The sequence below is a fragment of the Pseudomonas sp. Fl4BN1 genome (genome assembly GCF_009908285.1).
GTDB lineage: Bacteria > Pseudomonadota > Gammaproteobacteria > Pseudomonadales > Pseudomonadaceae > Aquipseudomonas.
Map to the genome: position 1 here is coordinate 76,325 of NZ_JAAARM010000027.1, position 21,866 is coordinate 98,190.

The following is a 21,866-nucleotide window of genomic DNA, read 5'->3' on the forward strand; positions in this document are numbered from 1 at the left end:
TGGACGGGCAGGGCCTGGGCGATGCGCTCAAGGCCACCCACGGGCGCCTGACCACCTTGCTCCGGCATGAACACGCGGCCCTGGCCCTGGCCCAGCGCTGCAGCGGGGTCAGTGCGCCGACCCCGCTGTTCAGCGCCTTGCTCAATTACCGCCACAGCGCCGCCGGGGCCAGTGCCGAGGCCCAGGCGGCCTGGGCCGGCATCAGCACCCTGAGCTCTGAGGAGCGCACCAATTACCCCCTGACCCTGAGCGTCGACGACCTCGGCGACGCTTTCAGCCTGACCCTGCTGGCCAGCACCCAGGTCGACCCGCAGCGCATCCTCGGCTACCTGCTGTGCACCCTGGAGAACCTGGCCCAGGCCCTGGAGCAGACCCCGCAATTGGCCCTGGAACAACTGTCGATCCTGCCCCCGGCCGAGCGCGAGCAACTGCTCGACGGCTTCAACCGCAGCCTGGCGGACTACCCGCGGGGCCAGACCGTGCACGGGCGCATCCAGGCCCAGGCGGCACGCACCCCCAATGCGGTTGCGGCCTGGTATCAGGGCCGCGACCTGAGCTATGGCGAACTCGATCGGCAGGCCAATGTGCTCGCCCGCCAGTTGCGCGGGCTTGGGGTGCAGCCTGACGACCGAGTGGCGATCGTCGCCCGGCGCAGCCTGGAAACCCTGGTGGGGCTGTTGGCGATCCTCAAGTCCGGGGCCTGCTATGTGCCTATCGACCCGGCCCATCCGGCCGAACGCCTGCGCTACTTGCTCGACGACAGTGGACCCCAGGCAGTGCTGATCCAGGCCGATCTGCTGAGCCGCCTGCCTGCCCTGGCGGTGCCGGTGATCGAGCTCAATCAGCGCCTCTGGCAAGGGCTGTCCGTAGACGCCAGTGAGGTGCCGGAGCTGACCCCGGGCAACCTGGCCTATGTGATCTACACCTCCGGTTCCACTGGCCTGCCCAAGGGCGTGATGGTCGAGCACCAGAGCCTGTGCAACCTGGTGGACTGGCATTGCCAGGCCTTTGGCCTGCAGGCCGGCAGCCAGACCTCGAGCCTCGCCGGTTTCGGTTTCGACGCTATGGCCTGGGAGGTCTGGCCGGCCCTGTGCGTCGGCGCCACCTTGCACCTGGCGCCGGCCCATGACGGCACGGAAGACGTGGATGGCTTGCTCGCCTGGTGGCGCGCCCAGCCCCTGGACGTGAGCTTCCTGCCGACCCCGGTGGCCGAGTACGCGTTCAGCCAGGACTGCGGCCATCCGACCCTGAGCACCCTGCTGATCGGCGGCGATCGCCTGCGCCAGTTCAGCCAGGGGCAAAGCTTTGCCCTGATCAACAACTACGGCCCCACCGAAGCCACGGTGGTCGCCAGCTCCGGCCTGATCGAGGCGGGGCAGGGGCTGGACATCGGCCGGCCGGTGGCCAATGCGCGGATCTACCTGTTGGATGAACAGCAGCGCCCGGTGCCCATTGGCGTCGCTGGCGAGTTGTATGTGGGCGGCGTCGGGGTGGCCCGGGGTTACCTCAATCGCCCGGAACTGACCGCTGAACGCTTTCTCAAGGACCCCTTCAGCGCTGCGCCCAGCGCGCGCATGTACCGCAGCGGCGACCTGGCCCGCTGGCTGGCGGACGGACGCATCGAGTACCTGGGGCGCAATGACGACCAGGTGAAGATCCGTGGCGTGCGCATCGAACTGGGGGAAATCGAGACCCGGCTCAACCAGTTTCCCGGGATCAAGGAAGCGGTGCTACTGGCCCGCGAAGACCAGCCAGGCAACCCACGGTTGGTGGCCTATTTCACCGAGCACGAAGCACACCCCGCGCTGGTGCTGAGCGAGTTGCGCGGGCATTTGCTGGCGCAGTTGCCGGACTACATGGTGCCGGTGGCCTACGTGAAGCTCGACGCCTTGCCGCTGACCGCCAACGGCAAGCTCGATCGCAAGGCGCTGCCGGCCCCGGACCAGGCGGCGCTGTTCACCCGCGAGTACGAGGCCGCCCAAGGCCCGACCGAAACCACCCTGGCGGCGATCTGGTGCGAGGTGCTGCACCTGCCGCGGGTTGGGCGCCATGACCACTTCTTCGAGCTGGGCGGCCACTCATTGCTGGCCATGCGCATGGTGTCCCAGGTGCGTCAGCGCCTGGGGGTGGAACTGGCACTGGGGGAGCTGTTCGCCAATGCCGAGTTGAGCGCCGTGGCCGCGGTGCTCGACCGGGCCGGGCGCAGCCAGTTGCCGGAGATCTTCCCGGCGCTGCAGGACCAGGACCTGCCGCTGTCCTTTGCCCAGCAGCGCCTGTGGTTCCTGGCGCAGATCGACGGCGCCGGCAGCGCCTACAACATTCCCATCGGCCTGGCCCTGCGCGGGCAACTGGATCGCCCGGCGCTGCAACAGGCGCTGCACGGCATCGTCAGCCGGCACGCCACCTTGCGCAGCCGCTTTGTCTCTGTTGACGATCAACCCCAGGTGTTGATCGGGCCGATCGACGGCGCCCTGCAACTGGCGTTCGACGACCTCGCCGAGGCGCCACTGACCTTGGCCGAACGGGTGCGGGCCGAGGCTGCCCAGGCCTTCGACCTGGAGCAGGGGCCGGTGATTCGCGGGCGTTTGCTGCGTTTGGCGGATGACCACCACGTGTTGCTGCTGACCCTGCACCACATCGTCGCCGATGGTTGGTCCATGGGCGTGCTGACCCGCGAGCTGGTGGCCCTGTACGAGGCCTTCAGCCAGGGCCGTGCCGACCCGTTGCCGCCGCTGGCCGTGCAGTACAGCGACTTTGCCTTGTGGCAACGGCGCTGGCTCAGCGGCGAGGTGCTGCAACAGCAAGGCGACTACTGGCGCCAGGCCCTGGCCGGTGCCCCGACCTTGCTGGTGTTGCCCAGCGACCGGCCCCGGCCGCAGCAGCAGGATTTTACCGGTGGCAGTGTGGCGATCCTCCTGGACTCGCCATTGACCGCCCAGCTCAAGACCTTGAGCCAGCGCCATGGCTGCACGCTGTACATGACTTTGCTCGCGGGCTGGGCCCTGCTGCTGGGGCGGCTGTCGGCGCAGAGTGACCTGGTGATCGGCAGCCCGGTGGCCAACCGCATGCGCGCCGAGGTCGAAGGCCTGATCGGCCTGTTCGTCAACACCCTGGCCCTGCGCCTGGATGTCAGCGGCGAGCAGAGCGTCGCAGGGCTGCTGGCCCAGGTTCGCGCCCGCAGCCTGGAGGCCCAGGCCCACCAGGACCTGCCGTTCGAGCAGGTGGTGGAAATCGTCCGGCCCCAGCGCAGCTTGTCCCACAGCCCGCTGTTCCAGGCGGTGCTGGCCTGGGTCGACAACTTCGCCCAGGACCTGGTGCTGGGTGACCTCAAGCTGGAAGGCGTGACCGGCGCCAGCCAGGTGGCCAAGTTCGATTTGACCCTGAGCCTGGGCGAGAGCCAGGGGCAGATCCGTGGTTCCCTGGACTACGCCAGCGCACTGTTCGACGCCGGCACCGTGCAGCGTTTTGCCGGTTACCTGGTCCAGGTGCTGCGGGCCATGGTCGCGGACGATCAGCAGGCCCTGGCCCGAGTGCAATTGCTGGAGCCGGCCGAGCGCCGGCAGTTGCTGGAAGACTTCAACGCCAGTGCGGTGGATTACCCGCGGGGCCAGACCCTGAACCAGCGTTTCGCCGCCCGGGTCGCCGCGCAGCCCGAGGCTATTGCAGTGCTGTCCGGGACACAGCGCCTGAGCTATGGCGAGCTGGATGCCCAGGCCAATCAACTGGCCCATTACCTGCGCGAGCTCGGTGTCGGCCCGGACAGCCGGGTGGCGATCTGCGTCGAGCGCGGCCCACAGATGGTCGTCGGCCTGTTGGCGATTCTCAAGGCCGGTGGCGCCTATGTGCCCATCGACCCGAGCCACCCCGAGGAGCGCATCGCCTACCTGCTGCAGGACAGTGCACCGTTGGCGCTGCTGGTACAGGGCGCGACCCGCCGTGCCGTCGGCACCCCGGGATTGCCCTTGATCGATCTCGACCGGCCCGGCTGGCAACAGCAACCGCTGGACCATCCGCAGGTGCCTGGATTGACCAGCGGCAACCTTGCCTATGTGATCTATACCTCCGGTTCCACCGGCCTGCCCAAGGGCGTGATGGTCGAGCACGGCAGCCTGGCAAACCTGGTGGACTGGCACTGCCAGGCCTTCGACCTGGGGCCGGGCCGGCACACCTCCAGCGTCGCCGGGTTCGGCTTCGATGCCATGGCCTGGGAGGTCTGGCCGGCGCTGTGCGGCGGTGCGACCCTGCACCTGCCGCCGGCCAATGTCAGCCATCAGGACATCGACCAGCTGCTGCGCTGGTGGCAGGCCCAGCCGCTGGATCTGAGCTTCCTGCCGACCCCGGTGGCCGAGTACGCCTTCAGCCAGGGCCTCGGTCATCCGCGCCTGCGCACCCTGTTGATCGGCGGCGACCGCCTGCGCCAGTTCAGCCAGGCGCAAAGCTTTGTCCTGATCAACAACTACGGCCCCACCGAAGCCACGGTGGTCGCCACTTCCGGGGTGATCGAGGCCGCAGGCCCGTTGGACATCGGCCGGCCCATCGCCAATGCGCGCATCTACCTGCTGGATGAACAGCAGAAGCCGGTGCCCCTGGGGGTTGCCGGCGAGCTGTATGTGGGCGGCGCCGGGGTGGCCCGGGGTTACCTCAATCGCCCGGAACTGACCGCCGAACGCTTCCTCAAGGACCCCTTCGGCGATCATCCGGACGCACGCATGTACCGCAGCGGCGACCTGGCCCGCTGGCTGGCGGACGGGCGCATCGAGTACCTGGGGCGCAACGACGATCAGGTGAAGATCCGTGGCGTGCGCATCGAGCTGGGCGAGATCGAGACTTGCCTCAACCGGTTGCCGGGGATCAAGGAAGCAGTGCTGCTGGTGCGCGAAGACTCGCCGGGACAGAGCCGCCTGGTGGCCTATTTCACCGCGTCCGGCACCGCCATCCCGACCCCGGCCGAACTGCGGACGCAGTTGCTGGGGCAATTGCCCGAGTACATGGTGCCGGCGGCCTACGTGCACCTGCAGGCGCTGCCGCTGACCGCCAACGGCAAGCTGGATCGCCGGGCACTGCCGCAGCCGCAGCTCGATGCCGTGCTGTCCCGGGACTATGAGGCGCCCCAGGGCGCCAGCGAAGTGGCCCTGGCGCAGATCTGGAGCGAGTTGCTGCACCTGCCGCGGGTCGGGCGTCAGGATCACTTCTTCGAGCTCGGCGGCCACTCGCTGCTGGCCATGCGCATGCTGTCCCAGGTGCGCCAGCGCCTGGGGGTGGAGCTGGCCCTGGGGGACGTGTTCGCCAATGCCCAATTGAGCGCCGTGGCCGAGGCCCTGGCGCGCTCCGCGCGCAGCGACCTGCCGGACCTGCTGCCGGTCCCTGCGGGCCAGCCATTGCCGCTGTCCTTCGCCCAGCAGCGCTTGTGGTTCCTGGCGCAGATGGAAGGGGCCAACACGGCCTACAACATTCCCATCGGCCTGCGCTTGCGCGGGCAGCTGGACGGCGACGCCCTGCTGCAGGCCCTGGAGCGCATCGTCGCGCGCCATGAAACCCTGCGCAGCCGCTTCGCCCAGTACGCTGACGAAGCCGAGGTGGTGATCGCCCCGGTGGAAGCCGGGCTCGATTTGCGGGTGGAAAACCTGCGCGGCCATCCCCAGGCCAAGCAAGCCTTGCAGGCCCTGGTCCAGGGCGAAGCCTCGGCGCCGTTCGACCTGCAACGCGGGCCGCTGATCCGCGGACGGCTGATCCGCCTTGCCGACGATCACCATGTGTTGCTGCTGACCTTGCACCACATCGTCAGCGATGGCTGGTCCATGGGCGTGCTGACCCGGGAACTGGTGGCGCTGTACCACGCCTTCAGCCGTGGTCTGCCCGACCCATTGCCGCCGCTGGCGGTGCAGTACAGCGACTTTGCCCACTGGCAGCGACGCTGGTTGTCCGGCGCGGTACTGGAGCAGCAGGCGCAGTACTGGCGCCAGGCCCTGGACGGCGCGCCGCCGTTGCTGATGTTGCCCACCGACCGGCCACGGCCGGCCCAGCAGGATTACGCCGGCAGCAGCGTCGAGGTGCGCCTGGACAGCCAACTGACCGCCGGCCTGCGGGCCTTGAGCCAGCGCCACGGCACCACCTTGTACATGACCCTGCTGGGGGCCTGGGGGCTGTTGCTCGGGCGTCTTTCGGGGCAGGCCGAAGTAGTGATCGGCACCCCGGTGGCCAACCGCATGCGCGCCGAGGTCGAAGGGCTGATCGGCCTGTTCGTCAACACCTTGGCCTTGCGCCTGGACCTCGGCGCGGCGCCCCGTGTGGAAACGCTGCTGGCCCAGGTCAAGGCCCGGACCCTGGAGGCCCAGGCCCATCAGCACCTGCCATTCGAGCAGGTGGTGGAAATCCTGCGGCCGCTGCGCAGCCTGTCCCACAGCCCGTTGTTCCAGACCCTGCTGACCTGGCAGAGCGGAGACGGCCCGGAGTTGGTGCTGGGCGACCTGCGCCTGGAAGGCATCCACGAGGCCAGCCACTTCGCCAAGTTCGACCTGTCCCTGAGCCTGGGCGAGGTGCAGGACCGCATCGAAGGCAGCCTGGAATTCGCCACGGCGCTGTTCGATGAAGCCACCGTCCAGCGTTATGCCGGTTACCTGCAGCGGTTGTTGCAGGCCATGGTGGCGGACGATCAGGCGCTGCTGGAGCAACTGCCGCTGCTCGATAGCGCAGAGCGCGAGCAACTGCTGGAAGGCTTCAATGCCACGACCCGGGACTATGCCCTGGAGCAGACCCTGCACGGGCTGTTCGAGGCCCAGGTGTTGCGCAGCCCCGAAGCCCTGGCGCTGCAAGCGGGTGAGCAACAACTGAGTTACCGCGAACTCAATCAACAGGCCAACCAACTGGCCGGGCACCTGCGGCAATTGGGGGTGGGCCCGGACAACCGGGTGGCGATCTGCGTCGAGCGCGGGTTGCCGATGGTGCTCGGCCTGCTGGCGATCCTCAAGGCCGGCGGCGCCTACGTGCCCATCGACCCGGCCTATCCGCGGGAACGCATCGCCTACATGTTGCAGGACAGCGCACCCCTGGCAGTGCTGGTCCAGGGCGCTAGCCGCGAGCTGCTGGGTTCGCTGACGCTGCCTTTGGTGGACCTCGAGCAACCGCTCTGGAATCACCAGCCACGGGTCAATCCGCAGCTCGCCGAGCTGAGCCCGAGTCACCTGGCCTACGTGATCTACACCTCCGGTTCCACCGGCCAGCCCAAAGGCGTGATGAACGAACACCGGGCGGTGGTCAACCGCTTGCTGTGGATGCAGGAGCAGTACCGGCTGACGGCCGCCGACGCAGTGTTGCAGAAGACCCCGTTCAGCTTCGACGTGTCGGTGTGGGAGTTCTTCTGGCCGCTGTTCACCGGCGCGCGGCTGGTGATGGCGCGCCCGGACGGGCACAAGGACCCGGCCTATCTGCGTGAGCTGATCCGGCGCGAAGGCATCACGACCTTGCACTTCGTGCCGTCGATGCTCGACGTGTTCCTGGCCTATGGCGATACCCGTGACTGCGCCGGCCTGCGCCAGGTGATGTGCAGCGGCGAGGCGCTGCCGGGTAGCCTGGTGCGACGCTTCAAGCAGCAACTGCCGAGCACCGCGCTGCACAACCTCTACGGCCCCACCGAAGCCGCGGTGGACGTCACCGCCTGGGATTGCGCCGGCCCGCTGGCGCAGACCGCGGACAACACGCCGATCGGCAAGCCGATCGCCAACACCCGGATGTACCTGCTGGACGGCCAGATGCAGCCGGTGCCCCGGGGCGTGGTGGGCGAGCTGTACATCGGCGGGGTGCAAGTGGCCCGGGGTTACCTGAACCGCGAGCAACTGACCGCCGAACGCTTCCTCAAGGACCCGTTCAGCCCTGTGTCCGGGGCGCGGATGTACCGCACCGGCGACCTCGGGCGCTACCTCGTCGACGGCACCATCGAGTACCTGGGGCGCAATGACGATCAGGTGAAGATCCGTGGCCTGCGCATCGAACTGGGGGAAATCCAGGCCCGCCTGACCCAGTTGGCCGGGGTCAAGGAGGCGGTGGTGCTGGCCCGCGAAGACGTGCCCGGCGATCAGCGCCTGGTGGCCTACTACACCACTGGCGACGGGCACCCGACTCTGGCGGTGGAGCAACTGCGGCTGGCGCTGCTGGAGCACCTGCCGGACTACATGGTGCCGGCGCTGTTCGTGCACCTGGAGGCCTTGCCCCTGAGCCCCAACGGCAAGCTGGAGCGCAAGGCGCTGCCGGCCCCGGGGCTGGCCGCGGCCACGGTGCGCGAGTACCAGGCGCCGGTCGGCGAGGTGGAAATCCTCCTGGCGCAGCTCTGGGCCGAGCTGCTCAAGGTCGAGCGAGTCGGGCGCCACGATCACTTCTTCGAACTCGGCGGGCATTCGCTGCTGGCGGTGAGCCTGATTGGTCGCATGCGCCGGGCCGGGCTGTCGGCGGATGTGCGGGTGCTGTTCGGCCAGCCGACCCTGGCAGCCCTGGCCGCGGCCGTGGGTCGGGGCCGGGAAGTGGCGGTGCCGGCCAACCTGATCTTCCGCGATTGCCCACGCATCACCCCGCCGATGCTGCCGTTGCTGGCGCTGGACCAGGCGGCCATCGACCGGGTGGTGGCCACGGTTCCCGGCGGCACCGCGAATGTCCAGGACATCTACCCGCTGGCGCCTCTGCAGGCCGGGATCCTCTATCACCATTTGGCGGCAAGCCAGGGTGATCCCTATGTGCTGCAGGCGCAGTTCGCCTTTGACAGCAGCGAGCGCCTGCAAGCGTTTGCCCGAGCCTTGCAGGGGGTGATCGAACGCAACGACATCCTGCGCAGTGCGGTGCTCTGGGAAGGCCTCGAAGAGCCGCTGCAAGTGGTCTGGCGCAAGGCGCCGCTGGCGGCCGAGGAGATCGCCCTGAACGCTGACCAAGGTGACATCCTGGGCCAGTTGCAGGCGCGCTTCGACAGCCGCCGCTACCGCCTGGACATCGCCCAGGCGCCCCTGCTGCGGCTGGTGTACGCTCGGGACCCGGTCAACCAGCGGCTGGTGGCGCTGTTGCTGTTCCATCACCTGGTGATGGACCACGTGGCCCTGGAGGTGCTGCAGCACGAACTGCAGGCCTTCCTTCTTGGCCAGCACCAGCGCCTGGGGGACGCGGTGCCGTACCGCAACTACGTGGCCCAGGCGCGCCTGGGGATCGGCGAGGCGGAGCACGAAGCCTTCTTCCGCCAGATGCTCGGCGACATTGATCAGCCGACCCTGCCCCTGGGCCTGCAGGAAGTGCCGGGGGGCAGCGCCGAACTCAGCGAAGCGCGCCAGCCCCTGGACCGCCTGCTGAGCCGGCGCCTGCGCTTGCAGGCGCGGCAACTGGGGGTCAGCGCCGCGAGCCTGATGCACCTGGCCTGGGGCCGGGTCCTGGGCAGCCTGGCGGCGCAGCAGCAGGTGGTGTTCGGCACCGTGCTGCTGGGAAGGATGCAGGGCGGCGAGGGCGCCGAGCGGGCCCTGGGGGTGTTCATCAACACCTTGCCGCTACGGGTCGACCTGGGCCCGCTATCGGTACGCGAGGCCCTGCTGGCCACCCATGAACGCCTGGCGCAGTTGCTCGGTCATGAACAGGCGCCCCTGGCCCTGGTGCAACGTTGCAGCGCAGTGGAACCGGGCACGCCGCTGTTCAGCAGCCTGCTCAACTACCGCCACAGCGCGCCGTCGGCAGCCCATTCCGCGGCGGCAGGCGAGGCCTGGGCGGGCATGCAATTGCTCAACGCCGAGGAGCGCAGCAACTACCCGCTGACCCTGAGCATCGACGACCTGGGGGACGGCTTCATGCTCACCGCCGTGGCCGCCGGGATCGATGCCCGACGCATTTGCGATTACCTGCACTGCACCCTGGAGAACCTGTTGCTGGCGCTGGAGCAGGATCCGCAGCGGGCCATTGGGCAAGTCCCGGTGCTGCCGGCGGCCGAGCGCCAACAGCTGCTGGTGACCTTCAACGCCACCGCGCGCGACTACCCACGCCAGCAGACCCTGCAGCAGCGCTTCGAGGAGCAGGTGCTGGCGCATCCGCAGCAAGTGGCCGCGGTGCATGGCGAGCAGGCGCTGAGCTACGCCCAGCTCAATACCCGGGCCAACCAGCTGGCCCATCACCTGCTGGGGCTCGGCGTGCAGCCTGGGGACACTGTGGCGCTGTTGTTGCCACGCTCCCTGGACCTGCTGCTGGGCCAGTTGGCCATCTGCAAGTGTGCCGCGGCCTATGTGCCGCTGGACATCAACGCGCCGGCCGAGCGCCTGAGCTTCATGGTCGAGGACTGTCAGGCGGTGGTCGTGCTCAGCCACCGTGGACAGCCGCTGGACGTCGCGGCCACGCGGGTCGATCTGGACCGGCTGCGGCTCGACCGGTTGCCGGGCCACAACCCGGGCCTTGCACAGTCGTCCGAGGCGGTGGCCTACATCATGTACACCTCGGGTTCCACCGGTATGCCCAAGGGCGTGCTGGTGCCGCACCGGGCCATCACCCGGCTGGTGATCAACAACGGCTACGCCGACTTCAACCCTGCGGACCGGGTCGCCTTTGCCTCCAATCCGGCCTTCGACGCCAGCACCATGGATGTCTGGGGGCCGTTGCTCAACGGTGGCCGGGTCGTCGTGGTGGACCATGCGACCCTGCTCGACCCCGAGGCCTTCGGCCACCTGCTGACGACTTCCGGGGCCACGCTGCTGTTCCTCACCACCAGCCTGTTCAACCAGTATGTGCAACTGATTCCCCAGGCCCTCAAAGGCTTGCGGATGCTCCTTTGCGGTGGCGAGCGGGCCGACCCGAGCGCGTTCCGGCGGATGCAGGCACAGGCCCCGTATCTGCGCCTGGTGAATGGCTACGGGCCGACGGAAACCACCACCTTCGCGGTCACCCATGAACCCCGGGAACTGGCCGCGGCGGCCGACAGCGTGCCGATTGGCCGGCCGCTGTCCAATACCTGCGTGTATGTCCTGGACGCCCAGGGCCAACTGCTGCCCATCGGCGTGGTGGGGGAGCTCTACATCGGCGGCCAGGGCGTGGCCAAGGGTTACCTGAAGCGCCCCGAACTGACGGCCGAGAAGTTCCTTGCCGACCCGTTCAGCGCTGAACCCGAGGCCTTGATGTACCGCACCGGCGACCTCGGCCGTTGGTTGGAAAACGGCCTGCTGGAATGCATCGGGCGCAATGACGAGCAGGTGAAGATCCGTGGTTTCCGCATCGAGCCGGGGGAAATCGAAGCACGCCTGGCGAGCTTCCCCGGGTTGCGCGACGCGGTGGTCCTGGTGCGTGAAGACGCGCCCGGGGACAAGCACCTGGTGGCCTACTACACCGTACACCCGGACCTGGCGCCGCCGGCCATCGAGCAGTTACGCGGCCATCTGCAAGCCCAGTTGCCGGAGTACATGGTGCCCCTGGCCTATGTGCAATTGCAGGCATTGCCCCTGACCAACAACGGCAAGCTGGACCGCAAGGCCCTGCCGTTGCCGACCCAGGAGGCGCAGATCACTGCGGCCTTCGAAGCCCCGGAGAATGCCCTGGAGCAGACCCTGGCGCAGCACTGGGCCGAAGTCCTGAAGCTTGCGCAGGTGGGGCGCCACGAGCATTTCTTCGAGCGCGGCGGGCACTCGCTGCTGGCGATCCAACTGGTCAACCGGCTGCAGCAGGCCGGGTTCGTCGTGAGCCTGGCGGAGTTGTTCCAGCACGCCAGCGTGGCCGCCATGGCGCGCTTGCTGAGTGAGCGCACAGCGGCACCGGAGCGGGCGCTGGAGCTGATTCCGGTGCGCAGCGGCGGCACCCAGCCGCCGCTGTTCCTGGTGCATGAATTCACCGGGCTGGATGTGTACTTCCCGGCGCTGGGGCAACACCTGGAGGGGGACTTCCCGATCTACGGCCTGCCGGGCGTGGCCATCGGGCAGCCGCAGTTGCGCACCCTGGAGTGCCTGGCCACGCGCTTGCTGGAAGTGCTGCGCGGGGTACAGCCGCAAGGGCCATATCGCCTGGCCGGCTGGTCCTTCGGTGGGGTGCTGGCCTATGAGATCGCCCAGCAGTTGCTGGGGCTGGACCAGGAGGTGGAATTCCTCGGTTTGATCGACAGCTATGTGCCGCGCCTGACCGACCAGGGCAAGGCGCGCTGGTCCGGGGCCCATGCCCAGAAGCAGCACCTGCTGTTGCAATGCCATGCCTTCTGGAGCGCCCAGGGCGCCGCTGGAGTGCAGCCGCTGAAGGCCCTGGAACAACTGCGCCAGGACCTCGACAGCGTCGACTTTGCCGGCCTGCTGCAACACTGCCGGGAGCAGGGCCTGCTGTTTGAACAACTGGCGGCGGCCGCGCCCGAGGCGCTGTGGCACTACCTGGATCGCGAGGTGGCCCACGGTCACGCGCTGGCCCACTACTGCCTGCATCCACTGGCCATGCCGGTGCATCTGTTCTGCGCCGCCGAGCGGCCCACCGAGCTGTCCCGGCGCAGTCCGACCCTGGGCTGGGGCGAGGTGCTGGGCGCGGAACGCCTGCACTGTGTCAGCGTGCCCGGGGATCACCTGAGCATGATGAAGGCGCCGCACATCCGTGACCTCGGCCAGGCCATGAGCCGCGCCATCGCCCAGGCTCAGGCTGCCCGCAGCAGGGTGCTGGCCAGCCAGGCAGCGCATCAGCCGTTGCTGCGGATCCAGAGCGGCAACGCCGGGCAGACGCCGATCTTCTGTGTGCCGGGGGCCGGCGACAGCGTCACCGGTTTTATCGGCCTGACCGAGGCCCTGGGGGCGGATTGGCCGATTCTCGGGCTGCAGGCCCGGGGCCTGGACGGCCACGGCGTGCCCCACGGCCAGGTGGAGGTGGCGGCCGAGCATTACCTGCAGGCTATCGAGGCGGAGTATCCGGCAGGGCCGTTGCATCTGATCGGCCATTCCTTCGGTGGCTGGGTGGCGTTCGAGATGGCCGGGATGCTGCAGGCCGCCGGCCGCGAGGTGGCCTCCCTGACCCTGATCGATAGCGAAGCCCCGGGGGGCAATGGCGTGGTGGGACGGCCCTACACCACCTCGGCGGCCTTGTGGCGGCTGATCGAGTCCATGCAGCTGGCGTCGGGCCAGAGCATGGGCATCGACCCCGAGCTGTTTGCCGCCGAGGACCACAGCATGCAGATGCAGCTGCTGCACGCCGGCATGGTGCGGGTCGGCCTGCTGTCTCGGCGCGCCGACCCTCGGGCACTGCACGGCCCGGCGCGGACCTTCGCCACCGCGCTGCGCACCCGTTACCAGCCGCAGCGAAGCTACCAGGGCCCGGTGCGGCTGGTGCTGGCGGACGACCCGAGCCTGGACGCTGCCGGCAATCGCCGCGAGCAGCAGGCAATGATCCACGGTTGGCGTCGGCAAGGGACGGACCTGCAAGTCTGGTACGGCCCGGGCAACCACTTCAGCCTGCTCAAGGCGCCCAACGTCTACCACTTGGCAGCCTGGTGGCACGACGGTCTGTCGCTGGCCCGGGGGGAGGTCGTGTCATGAGTTGCGGCGCAGCCGGCACGGCGGCGGGCAGGGTGCCCGCCGTTGGCTGAACAACAGATTTCACTCATCTGGAACACCGCTCACTACGGCAGCACGGTGTTCTGCAAGGGGGCTCGCCGCTGGCCGGTGGAGCCCGCTCTCAACGGACTTGTGGTCATCTATGGAAAAGTCGAAGTTTCGCAAAATCGGTATGGGGCTGTTGCTGGTGGTTGTGGCCGGATTGATTTTCTATACGGTGCAGGCCCCGGCAGAGCCGCCGCTGTACCTGACCGCCAAGGTCGAACGAGGGGATATCGAGAACGCGGTCCTGGCCGCAGGCCTGTTGGAGGGCATCAAGCAGGTGGACGTCGGTGCCCAGGTGTCGGGGCAATTGAAGTCGCTCAAGGTCAAGGTCGGCGACAAGGTGAAAAAGGGCCAGTGGCTGGCGGAAATCGATCCCCTGGTGTTGCAGAACACCCTGCGCCAGGCCCAGGTGGATGAGGAGAACCTGCAAGCCAAGCGCCAGGCCACCGCCGCCCAGCTCAAGGAAACCAAGGCGATCTACGAGCGCTACCGCGACCTGCAGTCGGACGCGTCGATTTCCCAGCAGGACTTTGAAACCGCCGAGTCCAACTATGGGGTGCAGCGGGCCAACCTGTTGTCCCTGGATGCGCAGATCAAGAGCGCGCACATCCAGATCGACACCGCCAAGGTCAACCTGGCCTACACCCGCATCATCGCGCCGATCGACGGCGACGTGGTGGGGGTGGTGACCCAGGAAGGCCAGACAGTGATCGCCAATCAGCTGGCGCCGATCCTGCTGAAGCTGGCGGACCTGGACACCATGACCGTCAAGGCCCAGGTCTCGGAAGCCGACGTGATCCACATCGCCCCCGGCCAGCAGGTGTATTTCACCATCCTCGGCGAGGCCGAGAAGCGCTACTACGCCCAGCTGCGCGGCACCGAGCCGGCGCCGCAGAACTTTCTCGAAACCCAGACCGCCGGCACCCCCAAGCAGAACACTGCGGTGTTCTACAACGCGCTGTTCGATGTGCCCAATCCGGACCATCGGCTGCGCATTGCCATGACCGCCCAGGTGCGAATCGTCCTCGATACTGCCAAGGACGTGCTGATGGTGCCGGTGGCCGCCCTCGGCCCGCGCAATGCCGACGGCAGCTTCGCGGTGCGGGTGCTGGACGCCAAGGGCCATGCCCAGGCGCGCAACGTCAGCACCGGGATCAACAACAACGTCAAGGTGCAGATCAAGGACGGCCTGGTGGAGGGCGACAAGGTGGTGATCGGTGATCCGGCGCCCGGCACGGCAGGGGCCTGAGCATGAGCCAGCCCCTGTTGCAGCTCACTGGCATCAGCCGCAGCTTCACCGCCGGGGACCGCGAGTTCCTGGCCCTGAAAAACATCAATCTGAGCATCCAGGCCGGGGAAATGGTGGCGATCACCGGGGCCTCGGGTTCAGGCAAGTCGACCCTGATGAACATCCTCGGCTGCCTCGACTACGCCACCGCCGGCAGCTACCAGGTCAACGGCCGGGAAACCCGTGACCTCGACGATCAGGCCCTGGCGGAACTGCGCCGGGATTATTTCGGCTTCATCTTCCAGCGCTATCACTTGCTGCCGCACCTGAACGCCATGCACAACGTCGAGATGCCGGCGATCTATGCCGGCACCCCGGAGAGCAAGCGTCACCAGCGGGCCCGGGAGCTGCTGGCGCGCCTGGGCCTGTCCGGGCACCTGGACCATCGGCCCAACCAGCTGTCCGGCGGCCAGCAGCAGCGGGTGAGCATCGCCCGGGCGCTGATGAACGGTGGCGAGGTGATCCTCGCCGACGAACCCACCGGGGCCCTGGACACCAGCAGCGGCAAGGAGGTGATGCGCATCCTCCAGGAACTGCACGCCGCCGGGCACACGGTGATCATCGTCACCCACGACCCCAAGGTGGCGGCCAACGCCGAGCGCATCATCGAAGTGCGCGACGGCGAGATCGTCAGTGACCGGGCCAACCAGCGCCCCGCCGACGAGGCTCCGAGCGAGCCACCAGTGACCCCGAGGCCTGCTGGTGCACGACGCCTGGTGGCCAGCCTGGGGTTGTTCAAGGAAGCCTTCGTGATGGCCTGGGTGGCGCTGATTTCCCACCGCATGCGCACCTTGCTGACCATGCTCGGGATTGTCATCGGCATCACCTCGGTGGTGTCCATCGTGGCCATCGGCGAGGGCGCCAAGCGCTACGTGCTCAAGGACATCCAGGCCATTGGCAGCAACACCATCGACATCTTTCCCGGGGCCAGTTTCGGCGACAGCCGGGCCGCGGTGATCCAGACCCTGATGCCCGCCGACGTGGTAGCCCTGAACCAGCTGTACTACGTCGACAGCGCCACGCCGATGGTCGGCCGCAACCTGTTGCTGCGCTACGGCAACATCGACCTCAATGCCACGGTCAACGGCGTCAGCCACCTGTACTTCCAGGTGCGCGACATCAAGCTGGCGGCCGGTATTGCCTTCAGCGAGAACGATGCCCGGCGCCAGGCCCAGGTGGTGGTGATCGACCACAACACCCGCAACCGCCTGTTCGGCCCGGACGTCGACCCCCTGGGGCAGGTGATTCTGGTGGGCAACCTGCCGTGCACGGTGATCGGCGTGACCCGGGAGAACAAGAACATGTTCGCCGCCAGCAACCTGCTGAACGTCTGGCTGCCCTATGAAACCGCCGCCGGGCGGGTGCTCGGCCAGCGTCACCTGGACAGCATCAGCGTGCGGATCAAGGACGGCCAGCCGAGCAAGGTGGTGGAAGAGCACGTGCAGAAACTGATGACGCAGCGCCACGGCACCAAGGACTTCTTCACCAACAACCTCGACAGCATCATGCAGACGGTGCAGCGCACCAGCCGTTCGCTGGCCCTGCTGCTGTCGCTGATCGCGGTGATTTCCCTGGTGGTGGGCGGCATCGGGGTGATGAACATCATGCTGGTGTCGGTCACCGAACGCACCCGGGAGATCGGCATCCGCATGGCGGTGGGGGCGCGGCAGTCGGACATCCGCCAGCAGTTCCTGGTCGAGGCGGTGATGGTCTGCCTGATCGGCGGGGCCATCGGCATCGCCCTGTCCTTCAGCATCGGCTACCTGTTCACCTTGTTTATCAAGGAGTGGGAAATGGTGTTTTCCATGGGCTCGATCATCACTGCGTTCGCCTGTTCGACCCTGATCGGCATCGTCTTCGGTTTTGTGCCGGCGCGCAATGCCGCGCGACTGGACCCGATCGAAGCCCTGGCCCGGGATTGAGCCCGGACAGAAAGCCATGAGCAGAAGCAGACCGCCGGCACTGAGGGCCGGCGGGGTAGGGGTTAGTGCTTGAGCGCCGCGCAGGGCATCAGGTCGGCAAGTTGCCGGCCGGGGTGTCCGAGGCCTCTTGCGGGGAATACATCCAGCGCAGCAGCGAATGCCGGCCACTGATGCCGAGCTTGATCGCGGCGCGTTTCAGGTAGCTCTCCACGGTGTTGACCTTGAGCTCGAACTGCTCGGCCAGCTGCGGCGCAGTGCGTCCGGCCAGCAGCCCGACACACACTTCCATCTCGCGGTTGGACAGGCGCAACCCGGACTGCGCCAAGCGGTCGGCAAAGCGCAGGCGCAGGGTTTCCAGGCCCTCGATGGCGGCGCATTCCTGTTCCGGCGAGTCGCCGCGCGGTTGCAGGGCGCTGATGTGTTTCTCCACCATCGGCAGCAGCAGTGGCGAGATGTCTTCGAGCAGCAGGCGTTCCTGGGGGGAAAAGCTTTGCGCCTGGCTGCTGCGGTACACCGAGAGCACGTAGTGGTAGGAGTCCTTGCGGCCGGTCAGGTGCAATTGCGCGGGGTCCTCGCTGTCTCGACGAGAGCGGGGTAGCGGCGCGGCGCAGGGCTCGGGAAAGGCCGCACGCAGCAGCGGATCGTCACCGTTGTGGACATCGCTGTACAGCGGATGCCGGGTCTGCATCTGTGTCTGGCCAGTGCTGCTCACTGGGTGTTCCGGGTTCACCCGCAGTTGGGTGATATGGGTGGCATCCACCGCCACTTGGGTGAGTATCAGGTCGTGCAGCATGCGCGGAAAGCTGCGGCTGCCGGTGCTGGCGATGACCTTGCCAATGTGTGGAAACAGTACTTGTGAGTTCATCATTTCATCCATGAATGTGAAGGTGTGGAAGGACTGTCTTTATAGCAACGAGTTTGGGTGGGTGTTGATTTACCTCCAATTTACGCAGATCGACAAAGGGTCGCCTCGTATCCTAGTACAGGGTTCTGGTGGCGGTTTGATGAAGTGCCGAAAAATCTGCTGTTCGCAATGGAATCAGCGCGGTGCTCCGTTGCGGAGCACCCGGCAGTGAAGCCCCGGTGGGTTGCCCGAGGCGCGGTTGATTATTGGGTTTTTTCGCAGTTGACCATCCACGGCACGCCGAAACGATCCACCAGCATGCCGAAACGCTCGGCCCAGAAGGTCGCTTCCAGGGGCATCTGAATGCTGCCCTGGTCCGCCAGGGCGGCGAACACCCGTTCGGCCTCGCTGGCGCTGCTGACGTTCAGCGACACCGAGCAACCGTGAAAGCCTTGAGTAGGACGGTCCGGGGTGGTGTCCGAGCCCATGATTACCTGGTCGCCGACGCTCAGCCGGGTGTGCATCACCCGGTCATGGCAGTGGGCGGGAATCTGCTCCCGGGCCGGGCTTTCGCCGAAGCTCATGAGCATTTCGATCTGGCCCTGCAGGCACTGGGCATAGAAGGTGAAGGCAGCTTTGCAGTCGCCGTTGAAGATCAGGTAGGGGTTGATTTTCATGCTGTACTCCCGCGTGCAGGCATCAGGTCGGGCATTGCCCAGGAACAACCGGCGGGCGCCAGGGCCCGCCGGAAGACTGTCCATAGCAAAGCCCCAATCAGCCTTGAGCGGGAGGGGTTTCTTAGACGCTTTTTCCATGACCTGAACAACGCTTAGACCCAGCCGCACCGAACCTGTGGCGCGGCTGGGGTAGGGCGCGACTACAGGTGCGGCTGGTCCTGGGGCAAGCCGAGCAGGTGGTGCAGGGTGTTGATCAGCGATTGCTGGCGCAGCCGGTCCTCCTGGTGCCGGGCTTCGGCTGCGGCGACGTCGGCGCTGCAGTGCGGGCAGGTGCTCTCATGGGCATGGATGTACTCCAGGCAACTGCGGCACAGGGCCAGGCGCGGCGGGATACGGCCTTCGGCGGGGGAGGCGTGGCCCTGGTTGACCCAGGCCAGCTTGATCACCTGGCCGCTGTCACTGACGCTGGACACCGCTTCACCGGTGTCGATGCGTTCGGTGATCAGGTCGAAGCGGCCCACGGAGAAGGACGCCGGGCCGGCCTCTTCAAGCTTGACGATGCGTTCGCGCAGGCCCTTTTTCTGCAGGTCCAGGGTCCGGTAATGGCAGTAGGGATTGTTCCCCGGCTTGCCCAGCAACGAGTGCGAGGTCCAGGTGCAGCCGCCGCGGCAGACGTCGTTGTAATAGCAGGTACGGCAGTAGCCCCAGAGGTCATCCACCGAGCGCAGGCGGCCGAAATGGATGCCTTCGCTGTAGTGCCAGATGTCGTGCAGGCTCATGTTGCGCACGTTGCCGCCGGAGAAACCCACGGTGGCCAGGGACGGGCAGCCCTTGACCGTGCCGTCGGCCTCCAGGGCCAGCACCGTTTGCCCGGCGGCGCAGCCGCTCCAGTGCACGCGGTCGTCGCCAAAGCCGCGCCACATGTGCTCGTAGGGGCCGTAGTAGCCGATGTTGTTGCCGATGTTCATCAGCAGCCCGCGCTCGTTGCCTTCGCGGTACAGGCGCGCCAGCAGCGGCATCACTTCCAGCAGTTGATAGGGCTGCATCAGCAGTTCGGGGTGATCCACGGCGTTGCCCATGGCCACCGTCAACTGGATCTGCCAGTGGCGGGCGCCGGCGTCGATGATCAAGTCCATCAGGGCCGGCAGGTCGGGCAGGGTGGCGGCGCCGATCTGCGTGTTGACGCTGACCTTGAGCCCCGCCTGGTTGGCCCGGCGCAGGGTGTCCAGGGCTTTGTCGAAGGAGCCGGGGACGTTGCGCACCGCGTCATGCAGCGGCGCCAGGCCGTCCAGGGACACGCCGACACCGTCGAGCCCGGCGTCCACCGCGGCTTGCATCTTGGCCGGGGTCAGGTTGCGCCCGCCGGTCTGGATCGCTACGTACATGCCGTGGTCGTGGATGGCCTGGATCAGTCGGGTCCAGTCCTTGCGCAAATAGGCTTCGCCACCGATCAGGGTGACTTCCCGGGTGCCCAGGGCGGCGATGGAATCGATCACCGAGAGGCATTCCTGGGTGCTCAGTTCACCGGGACGTCGATGCCCGGCGCGGGAGCCGCAATGCAGGCACTTGAGGTCGCAGGCGAGGGTGATTTCCCAGACCACGTGCACCGGCACATAGCGCTTGAGGTCGGTTTCGCTGAGGTAGCGGGCGGGGAGACGGTCTGACATGAAAGATCCTTGCGTACCCAGCGGTACGCGGCACCAACCCATCGAAATAGGCGCGCCTTCCTTGAGCGGCAATGGCGCGATAGGTACAGCGGGACCCGGGGCCGGCGATGATCGACCGGCCCCGAGTGCCTGGACTCAGCGCCGTTCCAGGCGGCTGATTTCTGCCTGCAACTGCTGCACCGCCTGGCTCAGGTTTTCACTGTTGGCCAGTTGTTTTTCGCCTTGGGCCACCAAGGCCTTGAGCCGCGCCAGATCGCCGCTGCTCTGGGCTTCCTGCAACGCCACGGCATACAGCGGATGGGGATGCAGGTTCGGCTGGTTGGCCTGAGGGGCTCGCTCGGCGGACTGCTGGTCCACCGGTGCCTGGCTCACGGCGGCGTGTTGCACCACATGCCAGTGGCCCAGGTACTGATACCGATAGCTGGCAAAGCCGCTGGCCCAGTCGAGGCCGAGGATGCCCTGCAGATGAAAGGTCTCGACGATGTGGCTGGTGGGGCCAACGGGGTTGCCCGCGAGGTTGAGGATGATGTGTCCCTCGCTGGAAGGGTCCAGTTTGACCTGGGAATAGTCGCCCCAGACATCCGCGTGGAAGTGCACCGGTGGCGAGGTGCTCTGGGTGATCCGGGCGACGCCGCTGACGCGTTTCTTCGGTGTGTCGACCAGCAAGTCGAGGGTCAGTACGGGGGCCCCGATGACCGGGTTGGCGACGATGATACGGGTGTGGAACAGTCCAATTGTCATGCTGCAACTCCTTATCTATGGAAGACATCAGGTTCGCTGGACCACCGGTATCAGCGTCGTTCCTGCCGGCTGATCTCGGCCTTGGCCGAATCCAGTGCCGTGCGGATCAGCGGCAGTTGTTCCAGCTGCTGGGTGGCTACCCGATGCAGGCTTTTCATCTGCGCCAGGTCGCCGCTGGCGATGGCCCCGTGAATCGGCCCGCCATACAGCGCGGCGCTGGTGGTCTGTACGGCGCTGTTCCTGCCTTGCAGGTCTGGCGTCGACAGCGTGCTGGACTGCACGGTTTCCTGCAGATGAGCCGGCACCTGGTTCACTGAAACCCAGCTGTGGCCGTTGAAGTACTGGTAGTTGGCGATGCCTTCCTTCCAGTTGTCGCCGACCACCAGGTGCAGCTTGAAGTTGATGATGGAGTTGGAACCAGGTCCGCCCTGATTGCCCTGGGCGGTGATGAGGATCTTGCTGGACGTGGGGGACATGACTGTCATGTAGGTGTACTGGCCCCAGACATCACTGTGCAGGTCCAGGGGTGGGTTGACTGCCTGGGTGATCGATGAGGTGCCGCGTACGCTGTGCTCCGGGGAGTACACCAGCAGGTTGAGGATCAGGGCTGGGGCCCCGGGCTGGGACGTACCGATGCGGTAGCTCAGGGGGAACAGGCCTTCGGCGTGCGAGTTGGAACCGGACATTTGCTTTGCCTCCATTCGTGACAGGGGAACAGCGATTAGTGGTGTTCCAGGCGGGCGACTTCCTTGGCCAGCTGTTCGTAGGCGCTGCGCAGATCCTTGGCTTCGGATTTTTTCGGATCGCGCGTGGCCAGCAGGGCTTTCATCTGTGGCAGTTTGCCTTCGGAGATCGCCGACTGAATGGCCACCCCGTAGGGTGGAATCGTGTGTTGAGATGCGTTGCTCATGGCGTGTGCCTTCCATGGGTGTTGAGGGGGCTGCTGTGTTCAGCAGCCTTTGCAGTTAAGCAGCGCGGTTGGAAATGGAAGGCTAATGGCACATTGATTTAAGGGGTTTCCGACAGGTGGATTCACGCTTGGGAAAGGGTTGTTGCAGAGCCTTTGAGTGGTCATTCCAAAGGGCGATATGCAGCCGCTGGGTTGATCGCTGGCGGCGATAGATCAGGCGGGATTGGCGGGTTTTTCAGTTGGGGGTGGGGGATTTGC

Annotated in this window: 9 protein-coding genes (1 of these 9 cut by a window edge); 3 read left to right on the forward strand and 6 right to left on the reverse strand. The window is 66.9% G+C overall.

Annotated elements, in window-relative coordinates; translation table 11 throughout:
* The 3 genes from GV818_RS24940 to GV818_RS24950 all read left to right on the forward strand — a co-directional run.
* Window positions 1–13,496 carry the 3' portion of a non-ribosomal peptide synthetase gene (locus GV818_RS24940; RefSeq protein ID WP_161777815.1) on the forward strand. 1,210 nt of this gene lie to the left of the window's left edge, so only the last 13,496 of its 14,706 coding nucleotides appear in the window; its start codon lies beyond the left edge, outside the window; the stop codon is at window positions 13,494–13,496.
* A gap of 160 nt (window positions 13,497–13,656) precedes the next feature.
* On the forward strand, window positions 13,657–14,808 hold the full coding sequence (gene macA, locus GV818_RS24945; protein WP_161759233.1) for a macrolide transporter subunit MacA: 1,152 nt from the start codon (window positions 13,657–13,659) through the stop codon (window positions 14,806–14,808).
* A gap of 2 nt (window positions 14,809–14,810) precedes the next feature.
* Window positions 14,811–16,769: a MacB family efflux pump subunit gene (locus tag GV818_RS24950; RefSeq protein ID WP_161777816.1), complete on the forward strand. Its 1,959-nt coding sequence runs from the start codon at window positions 14,811–14,813 to the stop codon at window positions 16,767–16,769.
* An 88-nt stretch (window positions 16,770–16,857) separates the two neighbouring features.
* Here GV818_RS24950 and GV818_RS24955 read toward each other — a convergent pair whose 3' ends face one another.
* The 6 genes from GV818_RS24955 to GV818_RS24980 form a co-directional block, all read right to left on the reverse strand.
* On the reverse strand, window positions 16,858–17,634 hold the full coding sequence (locus GV818_RS24955) for a helix-turn-helix transcriptional regulator (RefSeq protein ID WP_161759235.1): 777 nt from the start codon (window positions 17,632–17,634) through the stop codon (window positions 16,858–16,860).
* Between the two features lie 242 nt (window positions 17,635–17,876).
* Window positions 17,877–18,290 carry a VOC family protein gene (locus GV818_RS24960; RefSeq protein WP_161759236.1) on the reverse strand — a complete coding sequence of 138 codons (414 nt, stop codon included), beginning with the start codon at window positions 18,288–18,290 and terminating at the stop codon, window positions 17,877–17,879.
* Window positions 18,291–18,490: 200 nt separating this feature from the next.
* On the reverse strand, window positions 18,491–19,957 hold the full coding sequence (locus GV818_RS24965; protein ID WP_161759237.1) for a GDL motif peptide-associated radical SAM/SPASM maturase: 1,467 nt from the start codon (window positions 19,955–19,957) through the stop codon (window positions 18,491–18,493).
* Between the two features lie 135 nt (window positions 19,958–20,092).
* Complete coding sequence (locus GV818_RS24970) at window positions 20,093–20,698, reverse strand: DUF1842 domain-containing protein (protein ID WP_161759238.1); 606 nt, start codon at window positions 20,696–20,698, stop codon at window positions 20,093–20,095.
* Window positions 20,699–20,748: 50 nt separating this feature from the next.
* Window positions 20,749–21,384 (reverse strand): DUF1842 domain-containing protein, encoded by a 636-nt coding sequence (locus GV818_RS24975; RefSeq protein WP_161759239.1) that lies wholly within the window; start codon window positions 21,382–21,384, stop codon window positions 20,749–20,751.
* A gap of 35 nt (window positions 21,385–21,419) precedes the next feature.
* Complete coding sequence (locus tag GV818_RS24980) at window positions 21,420–21,608, reverse strand: DUF1843 domain-containing protein (RefSeq protein ID WP_161759240.1); 189 nt, start codon at window positions 21,606–21,608, stop codon at window positions 21,420–21,422.
* Between the last annotated feature and the right edge of the window lie 258 nt (window positions 21,609–21,866).

Coding starts and splice junctions, on each gene's coding strand:
- macA (WP_161759233.1), top strand. CDS start 13,657: ATGGAAAAGTCGAAGTTTCGCAAAATCGGTATGGGGCTGTTGCTGGTG.
- GV818_RS24950 (WP_161777816.1), top strand. CDS start 14,811: ATGAGCCAGCCCCTGTTGCAGCTCACTGGCATCAGCCGCAGCTTCACC.
- GV818_RS24955 (WP_161759235.1), bottom strand. CDS start 17,634: ATGAACTCACAAGTACTGTTTCCACACATTGGCAAGGTCATCGCCAGC.
- GV818_RS24960 (WP_161759236.1), bottom strand. CDS start 18,290: ATGAAAATCAACCCCTACCTGATCTTCAACGGCGACTGCAAAGCTGCC.
- GV818_RS24965 (WP_161759237.1), bottom strand. CDS start 19,957: ATGTCAGACCGTCTCCCCGCCCGCTACCTCAGCGAAACCGACCTCAAG.
- GV818_RS24970 (WP_161759238.1), bottom strand. CDS start 20,698: ATGACAATTGGACTGTTCCACACCCGTATCATCGTCGCCAACCCGGTC.
- GV818_RS24975 (WP_161759239.1), bottom strand. CDS start 21,384: ATGTCCGGTTCCAACTCGCACGCCGAAGGCCTGTTCCCCCTGAGCTAC.
- GV818_RS24980 (WP_161759240.1), bottom strand. CDS start 21,608: ATGAGCAACGCATCTCAACACACGATTCCACCCTACGGGGTGGCCATT.